Source organism: Methanospirillum sp., assembly GCF_035560735.1.
GTDB lineage: Archaea > Halobacteriota > Methanomicrobia > Methanomicrobiales > Methanospirillaceae > Methanospirillum.
The window spans coordinates 1-16,605 of the sequence record NZ_DATMYY010000241.1; the positions used below are offsets into that span (position 1 = coordinate 1).

At 47.9% G+C, this 16,605-nt stretch carries 14 protein-coding genes; 2 read left to right on the top strand and 12 right to left on the bottom strand.

From position 1 onward, the window contains the following. Window positions 1-97: 97 nt before the first annotated feature. The 5 genes from VN429_RS06860 to VN429_RS06880 all read right to left on the bottom strand — a co-directional run bounded on the left by VN429_RS06860 (window position 98) and on the right by VN429_RS06880 (window position 6,354). On the bottom strand, window positions 98-2,137 hold the full coding sequence (locus tag VN429_RS06860; RefSeq protein WP_325631311.1) for an AAA family ATPase: 2,040 nt from the start codon (window positions 2,135-2,137) through the stop codon (window positions 98-100). A 100-nt stretch (window positions 2,138-2,237) separates the two neighbouring features. Next, window positions 2,238-3,794, bottom strand: coding sequence for a beta-ribofuranosylaminobenzene 5'-phosphate synthase (locus tag VN429_RS06865; RefSeq protein WP_325631314.1), 1,557 nt, complete (start codon window positions 3,792-3,794; stop codon window positions 2,238-2,240). Window positions 3,795-3,802: 8 nt separating this feature from the next. Continuing rightward, window positions 3,803-4,888 (bottom strand): 5-amino-6-(D-ribitylamino)uracil--L-tyrosine 4-hydroxyphenyl transferase CofH, encoded by a 1,086-nt coding sequence (cofH, locus tag VN429_RS06870; protein WP_414675293.1) that lies wholly within the window; start codon window positions 4,886-4,888, stop codon window positions 3,803-3,805. Window positions 4,889-4,966: 78 nt separating this feature from the next. Next, entirely contained in the window at window positions 4,967-5,941 is a 975-nt protein-coding gene (locus VN429_RS06875) for a thymidylate synthase (RefSeq protein ID WP_325631318.1), read from the bottom strand. Then, window positions 5,911-6,354: a hypothetical protein gene (locus VN429_RS06880; protein ID WP_325631320.1), complete on the bottom strand. Its 444-nt coding sequence runs from the start codon at window positions 6,352-6,354 to the stop codon at window positions 5,911-5,913. The genes VN429_RS06875 and VN429_RS06880 overlap by 31 nt, the downstream gene beginning before the upstream one ends. Window positions 6,355-6,476: 122 nt before the next feature. Here VN429_RS06880 and VN429_RS06885 point away from each other — a divergent pair, with 122 nt between their 5' ends. Together VN429_RS06885 and VN429_RS06890 are read left to right on the top strand one after the other, a co-directional pair. Continuing rightward, window positions 6,477-7,064: a flavodoxin family protein gene (locus VN429_RS06885; protein ID WP_325631322.1), complete on the top strand. Its 588-nt coding sequence runs from the start codon at window positions 6,477-6,479 to the stop codon at window positions 7,062-7,064. A gap of 108 nt (window positions 7,065-7,172) precedes the next feature. Continuing rightward, window positions 7,173-9,875, top strand: coding sequence for a PAS domain S-box protein (locus VN429_RS06890; RefSeq protein ID WP_325631324.1), 2,703 nt, complete (start codon window positions 7,173-7,175; stop codon window positions 9,873-9,875). Between the two features lie 8 nt (window positions 9,876-9,883). On the opposite strand, the gene trpA is transcribed toward VN429_RS06890, so the two are convergent. The 7 genes from trpA to VN429_RS06925 are packed head-to-tail and all read right to left on the bottom strand — an operon-like array spanning window position 9,884 to window position 16,258. Further along, the gene (gene trpA / locus VN429_RS06895; protein WP_325631326.1) at window positions 9,884-10,681 is read right to left on the bottom strand and encodes a tryptophan synthase subunit alpha; all 798 of its coding nucleotides are present in this window, start codon (window positions 10,679-10,681) and stop codon (window positions 9,884-9,886) included. After that, window positions 10,678-11,859, bottom strand: coding sequence for a tryptophan synthase subunit beta (gene trpB / locus VN429_RS06900; protein WP_325631328.1), 1,182 nt, complete (start codon window positions 11,857-11,859; stop codon window positions 10,678-10,680). The genes trpA and trpB overlap by 4 nt, the downstream gene beginning before the upstream one ends. Beyond that, on the bottom strand, window positions 11,856-12,443 hold the full coding sequence (locus VN429_RS06905) for a phosphoribosylanthranilate isomerase (RefSeq protein ID WP_325631340.1): 588 nt from the start codon (window positions 12,441-12,443) through the stop codon (window positions 11,856-11,858). The genes trpB and VN429_RS06905 overlap by 4 nt, the downstream gene beginning before the upstream one ends. Continuing rightward, the gene (locus VN429_RS06910) at window positions 12,428-13,210 is read right to left on the bottom strand and encodes an indole-3-glycerol-phosphate synthase (protein WP_325631330.1); all 783 of its coding nucleotides are present in this window, start codon (window positions 13,208-13,210) and stop codon (window positions 12,428-12,430) included. The genes VN429_RS06905 and VN429_RS06910 overlap by 16 nt, the downstream gene beginning before the upstream one ends. Continuing rightward, the gene (trpD, locus tag VN429_RS06915) at window positions 13,207-14,229 is read right to left on the bottom strand and encodes an anthranilate phosphoribosyltransferase (protein WP_325631332.1); all 1,023 of its coding nucleotides are present in this window, start codon (window positions 14,227-14,229) and stop codon (window positions 13,207-13,209) included. Before trpD ends, VN429_RS06910 begins: the two co-directional genes overlap by 4 nt. Continuing rightward, on the bottom strand, window positions 14,229-14,804 hold the full coding sequence (locus VN429_RS06920) for an anthranilate synthase component II (RefSeq protein WP_325631334.1): 576 nt from the start codon (window positions 14,802-14,804) through the stop codon (window positions 14,229-14,231). The genes trpD and VN429_RS06920 overlap by 1 nt, the downstream gene beginning before the upstream one ends. Beyond that, a complete protein-coding gene (locus VN429_RS06925) occupies window positions 14,801-16,258 on the bottom strand; it encodes an anthranilate synthase component I family protein (protein ID WP_325631337.1) in 1,458 nt (485 codons plus the stop codon). The genes VN429_RS06920 and VN429_RS06925 overlap by 4 nt, the downstream gene beginning before the upstream one ends. Window positions 16,259-16,605 lie beyond the last annotated feature (347 nt).

The following is a 16,605-nucleotide window of genomic DNA, read 5'->3' on the forward strand; positions in this document are numbered from 1 at the left end:
ACTTTCATGTGGTGTCTTCATTCAGTAAAAAAGGTATGTTATCTTTATGCTGGTATTTCTTGTGTAATCTGGAATTTAACCCCGAATATCCCCGAAATTATTCAGCCTTTGTTGCTTTGTTGATCTCTTCAAACAATCGCACAAACCGCTGCACAGTCTCATCATCAACCATACCCGGCGCTTCGCATATCCTGTCTGACAGGATCTCAGCCACCTTCCATCGTTCAAACTTTTCTCCCTGTCTTCGGTCGATAGTTTCACTCACTGCATGCAAAATTCCCAGGTTGCCATCTCTCTCTCCTGAATTCTCCCCGGATCCGGATGTGACTACCATGTTCGGATACACATCCTTGACACATCGGGTGTAGTAGTCATGGTTGAAAACATCCTCAATTGTGGAGCCGGGTGTCCCTGTAATCTGACTATACAACAGAAGGAACTTTTCCCGTTCAGTATTCATTCCTGATAATCTTGTTAGAGCATCTGCAGGGATATGCTGCCCTGAAAGGAGTACTGAAACCGGGTTTTTGTGGGACCGGATGAGGCTTGCAAGCGGGATTAAGTTTGCAGCACCACCGGCCGGTGTGATAGTAATGCCAGGTTCAAGTCCCGGTTTTCCAATCTTTTCTACAGCGTAATTCATCGCCTGAAGCAGCCAGAGATCCACAATATCCTCCACCAGAAGTTGCCTGCCTCCAACATACGTGCGTGATGCAATCCGGTATGCCAGTGCAGCTTCTAGTGGGAAGAGAGATTCATGATCAGTCGGCCATTCAGTGGCAGATACTCTGGTTGTGCCATCCTCACTCTCATGTACTGTTCTGATTCTTTCGAGGTGATCCAGATCGATCATAAACGGTGAATGAGTTGAGTACATGATCTGGTTCTCTTGTGAAAGTCTCTCAAAGAATTTCACCGAATGTTGCTGAGCTGTTGGATGAAGCTGCAGACCAGGTTCATCCAGGAGGAGAATGCTGTCCTGAAATACATCTCCTGATTCGACAAGGAAGATTAGGTAAAATGAGAAGAAGTATTGAAGACCGGCACTCCGCTGCTCCAGTTCTATCTCTGAGGAGTCTAGTTCATCAGATACCCATACCCTGAAGTAATCCCCGTCGATATCATACCTGAACCTGATACGACGCTGGTCCCACCAGTTTTCAAATCTCCTGCTCATCTGGTTGGATGCGGTCGAGAGTAGAATTGACCGTTCATCCACCTGTCTGCGGATGATAGGGTTTTCATCAGTAGCATTCTTGTGGGTTCCGAGTTTGTCAAGGATGTCAAGGTCCAGGTTGACATGCCTGAAGAGACAGTTTGTTGCCCGCAGACTGGGACTGTCTGGGTGACTTTTCAGGGTTGCAATAAAAGTGGGGATATGGATTGCACTCTCGATGACGCTGTATTGATCAAAGTATACGAATTTGGGGAGATGGTCGATAATGTACCGGTTTGCAGCCATCAGGCTTTCGTATACTTCTATCTGCCTGACAAGACTGTATATCGGCTCACAAATTGGGTTTATCAGTTCAAGTTGCCACTGCTCATTTCCCCTGGTCTTGATCATATTGATAAGATCAGTGATATGCCGTTTCTGTACCTGCCCGGCGTTTGATGCTACATCTTTTTGTTCTTCCAGGATAGAGAGCAGTTCACCTTTGATCCTTCCGAGGACTTCTCCCCTGCCTTCAGGTGCTATAAGGTTTCGAAACTGCTCTATGGCCACATCAATGACATACGTAAGATCTTTTGCAGTGACTAGTTCGACACCAATATCTGGGCAATAAGTAATACTGTATTTTCCGGTATAATGCCTGGTTACTTCTACCCCATGCACGTCATTGCAGAGATCTGATAGAGCTCTTATCTCTTCCTGCTCACGGGGAGAGAGACTGAACCGGCCTGAGGCAGCAGGCCAGTCGGTCTTTGTTATCTCTTCTGCATACCGCTGGCGGGGAAATTCTTTCAATCCGTCATATCCTTCACCATCAGAAGGGTTTAGTTTTGAGAGTGCCCGAAAAATGGCTGATTTTCCTGACTCATTCTTCCCCACAAAGATGGTGAGATTCTCGACCGGGATCCAGCCGGTATCGTTAATAATCTTATAGTTCTGGACCCTGAACTCGGTGAGCTGCATACGATATCTGTTATCTTGAACAATAAAAGAGATTATGTTCTGCAGCCAGGAACCAGGGAGGGGTCAGGATGGTTACCCAGTGCACCAATTGAAACTGACCTTAACTGGTGCACCGGATCGACGCCCCAGTATTCTTTCCCCTGACAACTCTGACCTCTCCGCCGCATTGGTTATCCAGGTAGGACTGGACATCGGCTGCGAGATCGGTACTATTTGTATCGGTTATTGCATACAGAGCCGGCCCAAACGAACTCATTCCAGCTCCGGCCGCTCCGCATGAAGTCATATAGTCAAGCATATTGTGAAGTGCCGGGGTCTGGAGGGCGAGTTCGTCACGTTTGAACCCATAACTTCTGAGCGCGGTTATTGACCTGCCAAACTGGTCAAGATCTTCTTCGATAAGGGCAGGAATCATCTGCATCAGCACCAGGTGTGATATCTTCTCAACCTCGGGAAGCGGAACCGGGCAGGACTTTCTGAAGATCTCTTTTTCTGTATGACCGCTTGCACCTGGCTTTGCTTCAGGAAGACAGAGGATGATCCTCCAGTCTCTCGGGAATTCGTATCTGCCAATAATTGGTGCCTTGCGTACACCTTTTGATGCTGATGACGGGAGGAAGGACTCTTTCTCTTTTCCCGGACCAAACCGGTGTCCTCCGTCTACAATCACCCCTCCATCGGCAAACGCTCTGACCCCGATTCCTGAAGTTCCACCCCTTCCGGTGATCCTTGCTGTGTCATCGACTTTCTTTCCTGATATCAGGGCCATGGCTGTTGCAACCGAAAGAGCAAGTTGGGTCCCGCTTCCTAGGCCGCTATGGGAAGGTATGACCTCACTGATTCTGATAGCAACATCAGGATCATACCCTTGCTCTTCAGCAAGAGTATTCACAATGCCGAGCGTTCTTGTTTTCAGTTCCTCATCATCTGTGATGATCCTGGTCTCAAGAGCAGGTTCTGCAGTAATCACATACCCTGGCCTGTCAAGGGTGATGCCAACACCGCCGTCCACCCTACCAAGGGATCCGTTCATATCGATAAGACAGAGGTGGAGTCGTGACGGAGTTCGAATCGTTACTCTCTTCGTTCCAGAAAAGAGGTGATCAGGTACGAACTCATCAATCCTGAAGAGAGGCTGGTTCTGATGAATGATCCGGTATCGCCGTGCAAACACTCTGCCTGATGCCACTGATACCGGAAGTGAAGGTGGAGCATCTGAACCTGAAAAGGTCCTGATGCTGGTTATCTCCCTGCGGGATTCTATCTTTTCGTCGCGGAGGATATGCCCGATTGGAATATCGGCCTTCATCAGACTCGCTCTGGCGTGCTCAGGGAGCCGGTTTACCGGGCAGTACGAGACTGCATGGACAAGCGGGATGTCCATACTCTGATCGCAGATCTCAACGACGCGATAGTTTACCGGATCTCCCGTTCTGATCTGCATTTCCTCGGCGATATCCTCACTAGCAGAAATCACCTGTTGTGTCACCGTGCGTATTGAGATCGGTGCTTCGTTGTAGCATTCGAGAAGTCTTGTGACTGACCCATCGGTGATAAGCAAAGCTTTGATTGCGTCAGATATTGGCCCGGTCTTCTCCTCGATCGAGCGGAGCATGGCAGCATAATCCGGAGTTTTTGGATCTGTTGGGGCGGTCATGGTGGAAGTTATACTAGGGTATAGTCGGTTCGGCGTTCCTTCAGAGTTCTGCCGAGATCTGTTGTTATGTATTCCATCTCTGAGGGATCCATGTATGAGCCTGTAACAGCTCCTGCTTCACGTGATATACTCTCTTCATAGAGTGTTCCTCCGAGATCATTTGCTCCTGTCATGAGCCCGATCTGTGCCATCTTCATCCCGTATTTTACCCACGATACCTGAATGTTTCGAAAATTATCAAGGAACAACCGTGAGACTGCAAGCATCAGCATATCTTCTCTCCCGGTAGCGCCAGGTCGCGCAGTTCCATTTTTATAAATCGCGGTCTTCTGGTGAACAAATGAGAGAGGGACAAACTCGGTGAACCCATGCGTGTCATCCTGTATGGTTCTGAGGATTGAGAGGTGCTGTGCCCGGTCCTCTTCGCTCTCGCAGTGGCCGTACATAATGGTGGCTGTGGATTGCATCCCGAGACTGTGAGCCTCCCTAATGATCTGGATCCATTCACTCGTGGAGATTTTTCCGGGACAGATAATGGCCCTGATGGGATCACACAAGATCTCTGCAGCCGTTCCGCAGATCGTTTCAACACCTGCCTCTTTAAATACAGTCAGAACCTCGCATGTGGAACACATACTCTTTCGTGCAGCATATGCAACCTCCATCGGGTTGCTGGCATGGAGATGAATGTGTGGTGCTGCGGCCTTGATTATCCTATAATTATCCAAATAAGAATCGAGCATAAATGCCGGATGAAGCCCGCTGACAGTACAAATTTCGGTGACATGTCTTTCTGCTGCAAGGTGTGCCTGGGCAGACAGTTCCTCTGCTGATAACAGGTAGGCACCGTTCTCACCGTCCTGCCTTGAAAATCCGCAAAACCCGCACTGGTTGGAACAGATGTTTGTGCAGTTGATGTTCTGGTTTCTGACAAAAGTTATGGGTTCGCCTGCTACCAGTTTACGTTTTTCATCAGCTGCCCTGGCAACCTGAAAGACCTCACTCCCCTTTACCTTGAGGAGCATTGATGCTTCTTCAGGAGTAAGACGGTATCCTGCCACACAGTCAGAGAGGAGAAGGTCAAGAGGTTTCATCCATCTCATAGTCTCCTGTTCCCCTTATGAGGTTGATGTAGTAGAAAAGGATGTTTTTAAGGTGGTGCAGGGATTTAATCAGGTCTTGTGAAAAGATTTGAATGACTCTTTTGCCTGCTCTTTCTGGAAGAATTTCATCAATTCGAGCTGATCGCGGGTGATATACATATGAGCAGAGACACTTATCGTCTCCAGCCATCCCTGTGTAAGGAGGGGGAGTTTTTTCTTTTCTCTGGCCTGGTTGATCTGTTCAAGGATGAACTTCTGCATATGGGCCAGCCCGAATGCATTCTGGCCCCACGCAGAAAGCATGTCGTTGCTCCTGAAGAGACAGATCAGGTTGAGATGATTTGTTTTGTCTATCTGGCACTGGACGAGTTGCAGACAGGGTGGTTCATCACGGGTGATGTCCATCACCGGAGACCAGGTGATTGCAACAGCCCGGCGGCTGCTCGGATTTTCAATGAGACGATTAATAATGCTGGTCTGAATTTGATCGATTCCGCCGAGGTTTCCGTCACCAGTGTATTCTATCTCTCCTGTAGATCCGGCAGGCACGTATCCGCATTTCTCCATGAGGCCGTCAAGTATCTTTCCCAGGAATGAACGTTCTGTTTTCTTCAGTGCCAGTGATGCGACCGGGTAATCCCTGAGCCTGTTTCCATACGTATAGGTCGCGTCTGTTCCGTCGTTTTTCCTGTGGGTAATGGTATACAAAGAACTCTGGTATTGCTCTGAAAACCGATCCCCGAAGAGAGATGCACTTGATTTCATTGGAGTACTAAACGGTGATTCGATGTGAATGCAGACTGGCTCCTCGGGATCATAGGTAACCTCTCCGTCCTCGGTCATCCGGGTTTCTCCCTGGCATCGTTCTGCTATCGTTCTGACAACATCCTCGTGTGCCTCTCCGATTGTCTGTCTCCGGATCAGGATCATATATGTGAGTGTATTAGCCCTTATTCCACAATAATCGTACAGGTTCAGGGTTCTGATTTGAAGATCGGCAAAAAAAGATGTATCTATGAATTTCCTGATGTTGCCACAATCCACCAGCCACCGTCAATGTCAGTAGCATAATACGTGAGCCCTTTGGTGTCAGTCATTTCGGGAGTAAGGATTCCCCCTCCAGACTGAGCGAGATCTTTTAGTTGCCTGACAATGCCAGTGTCATGTTCCTCAGTAATGAATGAGGTTCCTATCTTGTCTGCCCGGTAGGGATCAGCGAGGAGAACGCCGCTCTGGTTATACGCCGATATATACATCCCGTTTCTGATAAAAGTTGCTTTATCTGAAAACGCAGAAAGAGCAGTTGCCCTTCCGTTTTCCAGAGCATATGCTTTGGCATCAAGAGCGAGGTTCATCAGTGCCTCTTGTGCACTGGTTGCTGTAGTTGAGGATATATTTGATGAAGCTGCTGCGGGATCTTCTGCAAGTATAGTTCCGGGGATAAAGAAAAGAATCAATAGACACAGAAAAACCGGGAATCTAGCATCCATATGTAATTGAGGCAGGCTAATCATTTCAGCCTTCTTATTGGTTGGAATCTCCGGTACTCTGGTAACAAAAGATTATTGGTAACACGCGGATGAGGTCTGGGTATGAAGGTAATTGTATTTGTCGGAAGTCCACGTCTTGTTGCAGGAATACGACAACTCTTGTTTCACAGGCTCTTGGAGGGGCAAAAGACTCAGGAGCCAGTGTTGAACTTGTTCACGTTCCATCACTGATATCAACGGATGCAATGGATGTAATCTATTGTAAGTCACACAAGACCTGCAAGATTGATGATGATATGCAATCGCCGTATGCAAATATCCGTGAAGATGATGTACTCATATTTGGAATTCCTTTTTACTTTGCACAGATGACCTGTCAGATGAAACAGTTTGTTGATCGGTTTTACGCCCTTATTGATGCTGAATACCAACCACGACTAACTCTTGGGAAAAAGGCTGCAGTCCTTCTTACACAGGGTGATGACAACGTGGCTGCCTTCACCGTGATTGTAGACACATTCAACTTTGCAATGTCATTTCTCCAGATTCCGGTGTTTGAACCGATAATTGTTGTTGGTCTTGACGCCCCCAGGGACGTCGAAATGAATGGTTCAGTAATGGACAGAGCATATCAGTTAGGAAAAAACCGGTTTCCCTGTATTAAATCTGCAATCTAAAGAGTTCCACTCCTGTTTTGTGTTCTGATTGTCTGATATGCCTGAATCAATAGTGTACTTCATATCATCTGTTGTTCAATCACTCACTCTGTATAAAGGGGTCTGAATATGTCTGATGAGGGAGATGAAAGGGAGTGTCCTCACCTGCACGTGGTAGAAAAAGGTATTGAAACCTCCTCTCCCTCCAAGCCCATCACTGTACTATACGTGGATGATGACCCTGAATTCATCCGCTTTTTCAAAATTTTTCTTGAATCTACAAGTTCATTTCATGTCATCACCGCTACAAGCGGTCCTGAAGTGCTCGATGAGGTCTCCCGGGGAGCATGTGATGTCATTGTTTCTGATTACCAAATGCCTGGGATGAATGGCATTCAACTCCTCCAGAAGGTCAGAGTATCCTCCACACTGCCTTTCATTCTCTTCACCGGGAAGGGACGGGAAGAGGTTGTTATGGATGCCATAAACAACGGTGCCACGTTTTATCTTCAGAAAAGTGGGGATCCACAGACACTCTTTGCTGAACTGGTCCACAAAATAAAGGCTGCAGTTGGAAATTGGAGGGCTGAACTGGCTCTGCGAGAGAGAGAGGAGGAACTTTCACGAAAAAACTCCGAGTTGAGCGCTGCATATGAGGAACTGCTTGCTACCGAAGAGGAACGTTGTGTATATCTGAGAGAACTGGAAGTTAATCAGAAGAAGATCAGGGAGAGTGAACAACGGTACCGGGAACTTACAGACCTGCTTCCCCTGATTGTGTATGAATGCGATTTGAAAGGTTTCATCACCTATGTGAATCGCCAGGGCTTTCTGACCTTCGATTATCCTGAAGGTCCGTTGCCCCCGGGTTTCAACGTTGTTGATCTTATCGTCCCGGAAGATCGACCCCGGGCATTTGAGAACATGGCAAAGATTCCCCTTTCAGGCACTTCTGCCCCTCATGAGTACTATGTCTACAAGCAGGACAGAAGTATCATCCCTGTGCTCATTTATTCGTCTCCGATAATCAAAGAGGGAGATGTTGTTGGGTTCAGAGGTATTGTGCTTGATATTTCTGAACAAAAACGCTCTGAAAAGGAAATACGCGAGTCTGAACGGCGACTTGCTAATGTCATAGATTTTCTGCCTGATGCAACTTTTGTCATTGATCGTCAAGGTACGGTTATTGCCTGGAACCGTGCGATGGAACAGTTTACCGGTTATCCGGCTGGAGATATTCTTGGAAAAGGGGATTATACCTATGCCATACCCTTCTATGGAACTCCAAGGCCTATTCTCATAGATCTTGCACTTAAAAATGATGAGGAGGCCGAAAAAAATTACTCCTCTATCTCCCGGAATGGGGAGACGGTTGTGGGCGAAGCCAGTATGGTTACCCTTGACGGTAATACCAGGTATCTCTGGGGTGCATCTTCTCCACTGCGGGATTCACAAGGGGAAATTGTTGGTGCCATAGAGAGTATCAGGGATATCACAGAGTGGAAACTGACTGAAGAAGAACTGGTCAGGTCACGTGAGGAACTTGAACGCCGGGTTAATGAACGGACTGCAGAGTTAACCCGGGTAAATTCAGTTTTGCGTTCAGAGATAGAAGATCGTACAATCGCTGAAAATGCCCTTCGCGAAAGCCAGGACCGTTATAGACGTCTTGTTGATCTCTCACCAGATGCGATCTTTGTCCATGATGGGAAAGATGTTTTATTCATCAACCCTGCCGGTACAAGACTACTTGGAATTGGGCAATCACTGAATACAGCGGGCATGAATATGTCTGAGTTCATTCACCAGGACCTTCTTGAAAAATTCCGCTCTCTCATTCAGGAGCCAGAAAATCAGGCTAACTTTCCACTCAATGCTGAAGAAGAATTTTTCAGAATTGATCATTCCAAGGTCACAGTTGAGGTCTCATCTGCACCCATTTTATTTCAAGGCAGTCCTGCAGCACTCATAGTAGCCAGGGACATCACCGGGCGGAAAAGGGCAGAAGAACAACTCAAGCGGTATGCAGCCGAGATGGCTGACAAAAATAAAGAACTGGATTATCTTGCCAATCAGATGATTGAGATAAACCAGGATCTGGACCGGCGGGTGAAAGAGCGGACAGAACAGGTTTTAAAGTTGATGAAGCAGAAGGATGATTTCATCACTCAGCTGGGTCACGACCTGAAAACCCCGCTCACCCCGCTTCGTGCGCTTCTTCCTGCACTTATCGAGGAGGAAGAAAACCCGACTACTAAAGAGGCATTGGCGGTTTTGCTCAGATCTGTCTATTCCATACAAGAGCAGACCGAGAAGATCCTGACGATAGCACGGCTCAGCAGAGAAGATATTGAGGTAAAGCCTGAGCCTGTTCTGATACGACCAATTATTTTGGAATCTCTTCAGAAACACCGAATCTATATTCAGAAAAAGGAACTCGATATATCTGTGGAAATTCCCGAATATCTTTCTCTTTTCTTCTCTCCTTCAGATGCAGGCACAGTATTTGACAATCTCATTGGAAATGCTGTAAAGTACTCAGCAATTGGTGGCTCTGTCTGGATTAGGTCATACCGGGATGGGGATAAGGCCTGTGTTCTGGTGGGTGATGATGGGATAGGTCTGTCAGAAGAAGAAAAAAACCATGTATTTGATGAGTTCTATATGGCCGACTCTTCACGTCATGACCGGAGTTCATCAGGTCTCGGTCTTGCTATTGTTCGCAGACTAGTTAGGTTATACAACGGTTTGGTATGGGTCGAAAGTGAAGGAAAAGGAAAAGGAGCAATTTTTTTTGTCTGTCTTCCAGCGCCAGTTTCTATAGAGCAATGATTGTCTGATTATGCCTGCTTCAGAGTTCTGATATATTCTCCAACCGCGGTGACAATGGCATCAGGATCTCCGATATGCTCTTCAATCCTTCGCACTATTGCAGATCCAACGATTACCGCATCAGCTCCCTGTTTTGCCCACTCCTGAACCTGCCCCGGGGTGGATATCCCAAAGCCTGGTGCGATCGGGACAGCGGTCTTTGCTTTTACCCTGTTGAGCAGATCGACTGCTGAATGTTCTACACCAGTCCTGGCCCCAGTCACTCCCATCACGGCGACGAGGTAGATGAATCCGGCTGCCTTTGACACAATCCCGGCAAGCCGCTCATCCGTGGTAGTCGGGCTTACCATCATGATTGGGGCAATTCCACTGTCTTCTGCTGCCCTGGTGAATGGACCCGATTCCTCAAACGGAACATCTGCGATTACGACTCCGTTGACCCCTGCCGCTGCAGCATCAGCATAAAATCGGGTGATTCCCCTACGTACGAGGAGGTTTGCGTAGGTCAGAATCACCACCGGAGTCTCATTTTCTGCCCTGAAATCCCTGACCAGGTCAAACAGCCGGTCTGTGTTCATTCCAGCATCCATTGCCCTGATGTCAGCACACTGGATTACAGGTCCGTCTGCAACCGGATCGGAAAACGGTAGTCCGAGTTCGATGATATCGGCATCTGATGCAGCCATCTCCTTGATAATCTTAAGGCTGGTTTCATAGTCTGGGTCTCCGGCGACTGTGAATGCAACCAGAAGCGGTTTTTTATTTGCTGTAAATACCGCTTCAATCTGCTCTTTACCGGTTTTCATAATGCAACCCCTCTCATCTCCATCTGTTCGATAACCTGAGCGACATCTTTGTCACCACGTCCGGAGAGGTTGACTATGAGGATGTCATCTTCTTTGAGTGTCGGTCCGATCTTTCTGGCATATGCAACTGCATGGGAGGATTCGAGTGCGGGAATAATTCCTTCTGTCCGTGAGAGGTACAGGAATGCATCGAGTGCCTCATCATCGGTTACTGATGTATATGTCACTCTTCCAGAATCTTTGTGCATTGAATGTTCAGGCCCGACTCCGGGGTAATCAAGCCCGGCTGAGACTGAATGTGACTCCTGGATCTGTCCGTATGAATCCTGCAGGATGTACGAAAAGTTTCCATGCAGAACCCCGGGTGACCCACCACAGAGAGTGGCTCCATGCCTTTTGTCAAGTCCCTCTCCTCCAGCTTCAACACCAATCAGGGTGACCTGATCGCCGACGAAGGGATGAAACATTCCTATTGCATTTGAACCTCCACCGATACAGGCGATAATGGCTGTTGGCATCCGTCCTTCCTTTTCAACTATCTGCTTTCTGGTCTCGATTCCGATAACGGACTGGAGATCCCTGACCACCAAGGGGAATGGGTGAGGACCGACTGCTGTTCCGATCAGGTAATGAGTATCTCCGACTGTTGCCACCCAGTCTCTAAAAGCCTCATTGATAGCATCTTTGAGTGTTTTTGTCCCTGACTTGACCGGAGTGACCTTTGCACCCATCATCTTCATTCTGGCAACATTCAGTGCCTGTCTGACAATATCCACTTCACCCATATAGATTTCGACGCTCATACCAAGAGCAGCCCCGGCAATTGCGGTTGCAACACCATGTTGTCCGGCTCCGGTCTCGGCGATAAGGCGCTTTTTGCCCATGAATTTTGCCAGGAGGGCCTGTCCGATTCCATTGTTTAGTTTATGGGCACCTGAATGGAGCAGATCTTCCCGCTTTAAATAAACCCGGCATCCGAGGTCTGCTGACATGTTTTTACAGAAAGTAAGTGGTGTCTCCCTGCCTGCGAATTCAGTTAGATATTGTTTGAGTTCACTTTGAAACTCAACAGATGGAAGGATATTCAGGTATGCATTTTCAAGTTCCTCGAGTGCTGCAATCAGCGTTTCAGGGACATAACATCCCCCGTATTCACCGAATCGTGTTTGTAACTTCATGATTGTAACCGTGCGTTCTGCACAAATGATCTGATTTTTTGCGGATCCTTGATTCCTGGGGATATTTCCACCCCGGATGCAACATCAACAGCGTATGGATGCACTGTCCTCACAGCCTCTGAAACATTATCCGGTCTGAGTCCACCTGCAAGGATGACTGGAAGCGTCGTCTGATTTATGACACTCCGGGCAAAGCCTGGGTCATATGACTTCCCTTTCCCCTGGCTTGCATCAACGATAAGGGCATCTGTATCAATAGATGTTGGAAGATCCATCCCTGGTTCAACTACTCTGATGACCTGAATGGTACGATCAGAAGGTAATTGATGAGGAAATGATATCTGGATTCCAGTAGGGCAGAGTTCTATTATCTCATCTAGTTCAGAACGTGAATTGGTGTGTGAGACACAGACCCGTCCCATGTACGGACCAGCTGCCCTGAATATCTCTGCTGCCCGTTTAGGCTCCACTGAGCGGAGTGAATCAGAGAAGAGGACTACTCCGATTGCATCAGCACCAGCCTGATCAGCTGTCCGGGCATCCTCTGGTCTTGTGATCCCGCAGATTTTTATGCGTATACGAATCCCTCCAACCTTCTTCGTGGATTTTCTGCTGCCATAATACTTGAGCCGATCAGGTATCCGTTTGCATATGATCGGAGAGTCCTGATATCACAGGGCCAGGTGACCCCGCTCTCTGCAATCACTGTTCTGTCAGCCCGCTTTATCATAGGTGCAAGACGAATTGTGGTAGAGAGATCTGTTTTGAGGGTCTTCAGATTTCTATTATTTATTCCGATGAGGTCGGCTCCTGTATCAAGAGCAGTTCTGACCTCCTGCCTGTCATGAACCTCGACGAGTGGTTCGAGCCCTGCCTTTCTGGCAGCATCCACGAACTCGCCAAGCTGATCACCAAGCACAGCCGTTATCAAAAGTATTGCATCTGCTCTAGCATTTATCGTCTCTTCGATCTGTTTCTTGTCAACGATGAAGTCCTTACGAAGGATGGGAATCTTTGTTTGATTCCTGATGGCCGGAATGGTCGCAATGGATCCATGAAAGAATGCCGGCTCAGTTATTACTGATAGTGCACAACATCCGCCCCCGATGAGATCCTGTGAAACAGCAACAGGATCTGTAATTGCCCGAAGGTGCCCCCTTGATGGGCTTGCTGGCTTCATCTCAGCGATGATTGCATTTTTATCGCCAGATCCTGTTATTGCCTTCAGGAGGCTGTATCTTTCTCTTCCTATCTGAGTCACTCCTCTGGAATCTGCGAATCCGGTATTGTACCCGGATGGAAGGGCTTCAGCCCTGATGGTTGAAGCATGGACGATTTGATCCAGAATCATGCTGCCCTTCCTGATACCTGAATCATCTCTTCCAGTTTTCGGGCTGCTGCTCCCGAGTTAATGACCTCATACGCCATTTTCACTCCATTGCTGAAATCCGAAGCCTTTCCACCGACATAAATGGCAGCACCGGCATTGAGGGCAACAATATCCTGAGCAGGTCCTGGTGTTCCACTAAGGACTGATCTAATGATAGCAGCATTCTCTTCTGGCTCGCCACCCCTGATTGTTTCAATCCCTGATCGTCTTATTCCGAATTCTTCTGGTGTGATTGTTCTTGGCTTAAGCATTCCGTTGTTTAGTTCAACTATGAATGTTGACCCTGTGATCGTGATCTCGTCAAGTCCATCTCCGTGAACCACCATTGCTCGTTCTACCCCGAGATTTCGGAGAGCGTCAGCAACTACCATGACCAGTTCAGGATCATAAACCCCGATGAGACGGGCCTGAGCTTTGGCCGGATTTAGAAGCGGACCCAAGATGTTAAAGACGGTGTAAATCCCAAGTTCCTTTCGCACCGGAGCTACATGTCGCATTGCCGGGTGATACTGTGGGGCAAAGAAAAAACCGATTCCTGCCTCTTCAACGCTCCTTGCAGCAGATTCGGGAGTCTGTTCAATCGTTACTCCGAGTGCCTCAAGAACATCCGCTGATCCGCATCTACTAGATACACTTCGGTTTCCGTGCTTTACAATCAGGACACCTGCAGCTGCAGCCACGATTCCTGCAGCTGTGCTGATGTTGAATGTTCCTCCGGTGGCAGAATCTCCCCCGGTACCGCAGGTATCAACCATCATCCCTGATACATGAGGATGCACCGGAATTGCACAGTTTTGCATTACTCTTGCAAACGAGGCAATCTCTACTGCTGTAACTCCTTTCATCCTGAGGGCAGTAAGAAAGGATCCGATCTGTGCACCGGTTGCATTCCCGGTTGCTATCTGGTCCATTACGGCTGATGCTTCTTCAGGAAGAAGGTTTCTTCGTGCAATCACTTGCTCAATAGCCTGGTGAATCATCAGATTCCTCCGGTCTTCAGAAAGTTCTCCATGATCTGACGTCCTGCCGGGGTCATGATGCTCTCTGGGTGGAACTGGACACCATGTAATGGAAATTTCTCGTGTGAGACTGCCATGATACAGTTATCACCTTCCGATGTTGCGGTTATCCTGAACTCATCCGGAAGGCTTGCCCGATCAGCAGTCAGGGAATGGTATCTTGTCGCAGTGAATGATTGGGAGATCCCATCAAAGATTCCTGTTCCCGTGTGTGCAATACGGCTCGTTTTGCCATGTACTGGCTCTGTGAGACGAACTATCTCTCCGCCAAAGGTATGGATGATAGTCTGGTGCCCGAGGCAAACGCCAAGGATTGGTATTACACCTGCGTATTGTTCAATGACCTTGCGACAGACTCCTGATTCTTCAGGGGTTCCTGGTCCCGGTGAGAGGATTATCCGTTCAGGATTTGTTTTCTTGATCGTTTCGATATCCTGGTCACAGGTAATTGCAACCGGATCTGCCCCTAGTGTTCCGACAAGCTGGTGAAGGTTGTAGGTAAAACTGTCAAAGCAGTCCACGATAGTAACGTTCATGCCAGGCCTCCCTCATTCTTCAGGTTATTGATTTCAACCTCTCCTGCATTTGCACGTGAGAGGGCTGCAAGCATGGCTCCAGCTTTTTGCTTTGTCTCCTCGTACTCTTTGGTCGGGTCAGAGTCTGCAACGATCCCGGCTCCTGTCTGGAAACTGGCGATTCCGTCCTGTACCACGGTTGTCCGTATCGCGATAGCAAACTCAAGCCTGTCGTCAAACCCGATGTATCCAACTGCTCCTGCATAAAGGCCACGTGGGTGAGGTTCAAGATCTGCAATGATCTGCATCGCCCGCAGTTTTGGTGCACCTGAAACCGTCCCTGCCGGGAAACAGGAACCGAGTGCATCAAACCGGTCTAACCCTTCTGCGAGTTTGCCAGCGACCTGGGATGTTAAATGCTGGACATGAGAGAACTTCTCAACCTCCATAAAGGAACTGACTCTTACCGACCCGAATGCTGCGATTTTTCCGATATCGTTCCTAGCCAGATCTACAAGCATCAGGTGCTCAGCTTTCTCCTTCTCATCGGCAAGCATCTCTTCTGCCAGTCTTGCATCCTCGGCCGCATCCTTTCCTCTCGGCCGTGTTCCTGCAATGGGAACTGTGAAGATATCCTCTCCATCGGCCTTGACCAGCATCTCCGGGCTGGATCCGATAACCGTCTCGTCTCCAAATTCTAGGAAGTAGAGATAGGGTGATGGGTTGAGCTGACGTACCTCTTCGTAGAGCCTGAATGGATCCCCGGTATAAGGTGTCTGAAACCGGCGTGAAACTACAGCCTGGAAGATATCTCCGGCCCGGATATGTTCAAGGGTCTTCCTGACTGCTGCCTCAAATTCTTCTTTTCCCAGGGGGGAGGTGAGGGGAATCTCATCTACAGGCGATGAAGGATAACTACCTGAAGGGCTTTCATCACTAATGCTTTGAATCTTATCAACAAGAGTCTGGATTTCTATGACTGCCTTTTGATAAACCTCGGAGAAATTGTCACCTGGGTTTATGAGTGGAGTTGAAAATACCATGCAGGTGTTCTTTTGATGGTCCAGGACTACTCCCGACCTCGCGAGCATGAACTTACCGACCGGACAATTCTTCTCCTTCCCTGCATCCAGATATCCTTTGTTCAGGTCAGTTACCATATCGTACGAGCAGTATCCTACAAGGCCACCTGTAAAACCCGCGGGAGCTTTTCCTGAAAATGTATACCCACTCATGAATCTTCGAATCTCTCCGATAGGATCAGAATAATGGCTGGTTTTATCCAGGATGAAGAGTTCCTGTATGTCTGTTCCGATGATTGATCGCACAGCCCTGCGGGGTACTCCCTCCATTGATTCAAGAAGAAATCCCTTCTCTGTCCGAAGGTGCTGGTATAGCACTGCAGGTGAGGCTTCAGGAATTGGGATAGTTACTGTTACCGGGATAAGCTCTGGTTTATGTAGATTTTCTGCCATTTGCCTGAAGGTAGGATATGACAGATCCAGTGACAGGCAGTCCCCTGTCACTGCGAACTCCAGTCCACCGGCATCACCTGTCTGAATGAATTTGTTGTCCGAATCATGTACTCTAATGTATGTCTTTGTACATATTTATGCATTGTTGTATTTGTTTTACCCAATGTTGAATAATGACGGTAGGTGTTGGTAATACTCTTTCCTATTATGCAAATTCACTTGAAAAAGTGAGGGATTATTAAAAAAAACCATCATTGATTGCATGGCAAGTTTTTTTATACCCTGATGAAGTTGTTATGTCATCGAGGTGCTGACGTTAGTTCTCTGAAGGCTTATTGAACCAACAC

Excerpts from the sequence above, each read along its gene's own strand:
- VN429_RS06910 (WP_325631330.1), bottom strand. The coding sequence starts at position 13,210 with ATGATTCTGGATCAAATCGTCCATGCTTCAACCATCAGGGCTGAAGCC.
- trpA (WP_325631326.1), bottom strand. The coding sequence starts at position 10,681 with ATGAAAACCGGTAAAGAGCAGATTGAAGCGGTATTTACAGCAAATAAA.
- VN429_RS06860 (WP_325631311.1), bottom strand. The coding sequence starts at position 2,137 with ATGCAGCTCACCGAGTTCAGGGTCCAGAACTATAAGATTATTAACGAT.
- trpD (WP_325631332.1), bottom strand. The coding sequence starts at position 14,229 with ATGATTCACCAGGCTATTGAGCAAGTGATTGCACGAAGAAACCTTCTT.
- cofH (WP_414675293.1), bottom strand. The coding sequence starts at position 4,888 with ATGAAACCTCTTGACCTTCTCCTCTCTGACTGTGTGGCAGGATACCGT.
- VN429_RS06890 (WP_325631324.1), top strand. The coding sequence starts at position 7,173 with ATGTCTGATGAGGGAGATGAAAGGGAGTGTCCTCACCTGCACGTGGTA.
- VN429_RS06925 (WP_325631337.1), bottom strand. The coding sequence starts at position 16,258 with ATGGCAGAAAATCTACATAAACCAGAGCTTATCCCGGTAACAGTAACT.
- VN429_RS06865 (WP_325631314.1), bottom strand. The coding sequence starts at position 3,794 with ATGACCGCCCCAACAGATCCAAAAACTCCGGATTATGCTGCCATGCTC.
- VN429_RS06885 (WP_325631322.1), top strand. The coding sequence starts at position 6,477 with ATGAGGTCTGGGTATGAAGGTAATTGTATTTGTCGGAAGTCCACGTCT.
- VN429_RS06920 (WP_325631334.1), bottom strand. The coding sequence starts at position 14,804 with ATGAACGTTACTATCGTGGACTGCTTTGACAGTTTTACCTACAACCTT.
- trpB (WP_325631328.1), bottom strand. The coding sequence starts at position 11,859 with ATGAAGTTACAAACACGATTCGGTGAATACGGGGGATGTTATGTCCCT.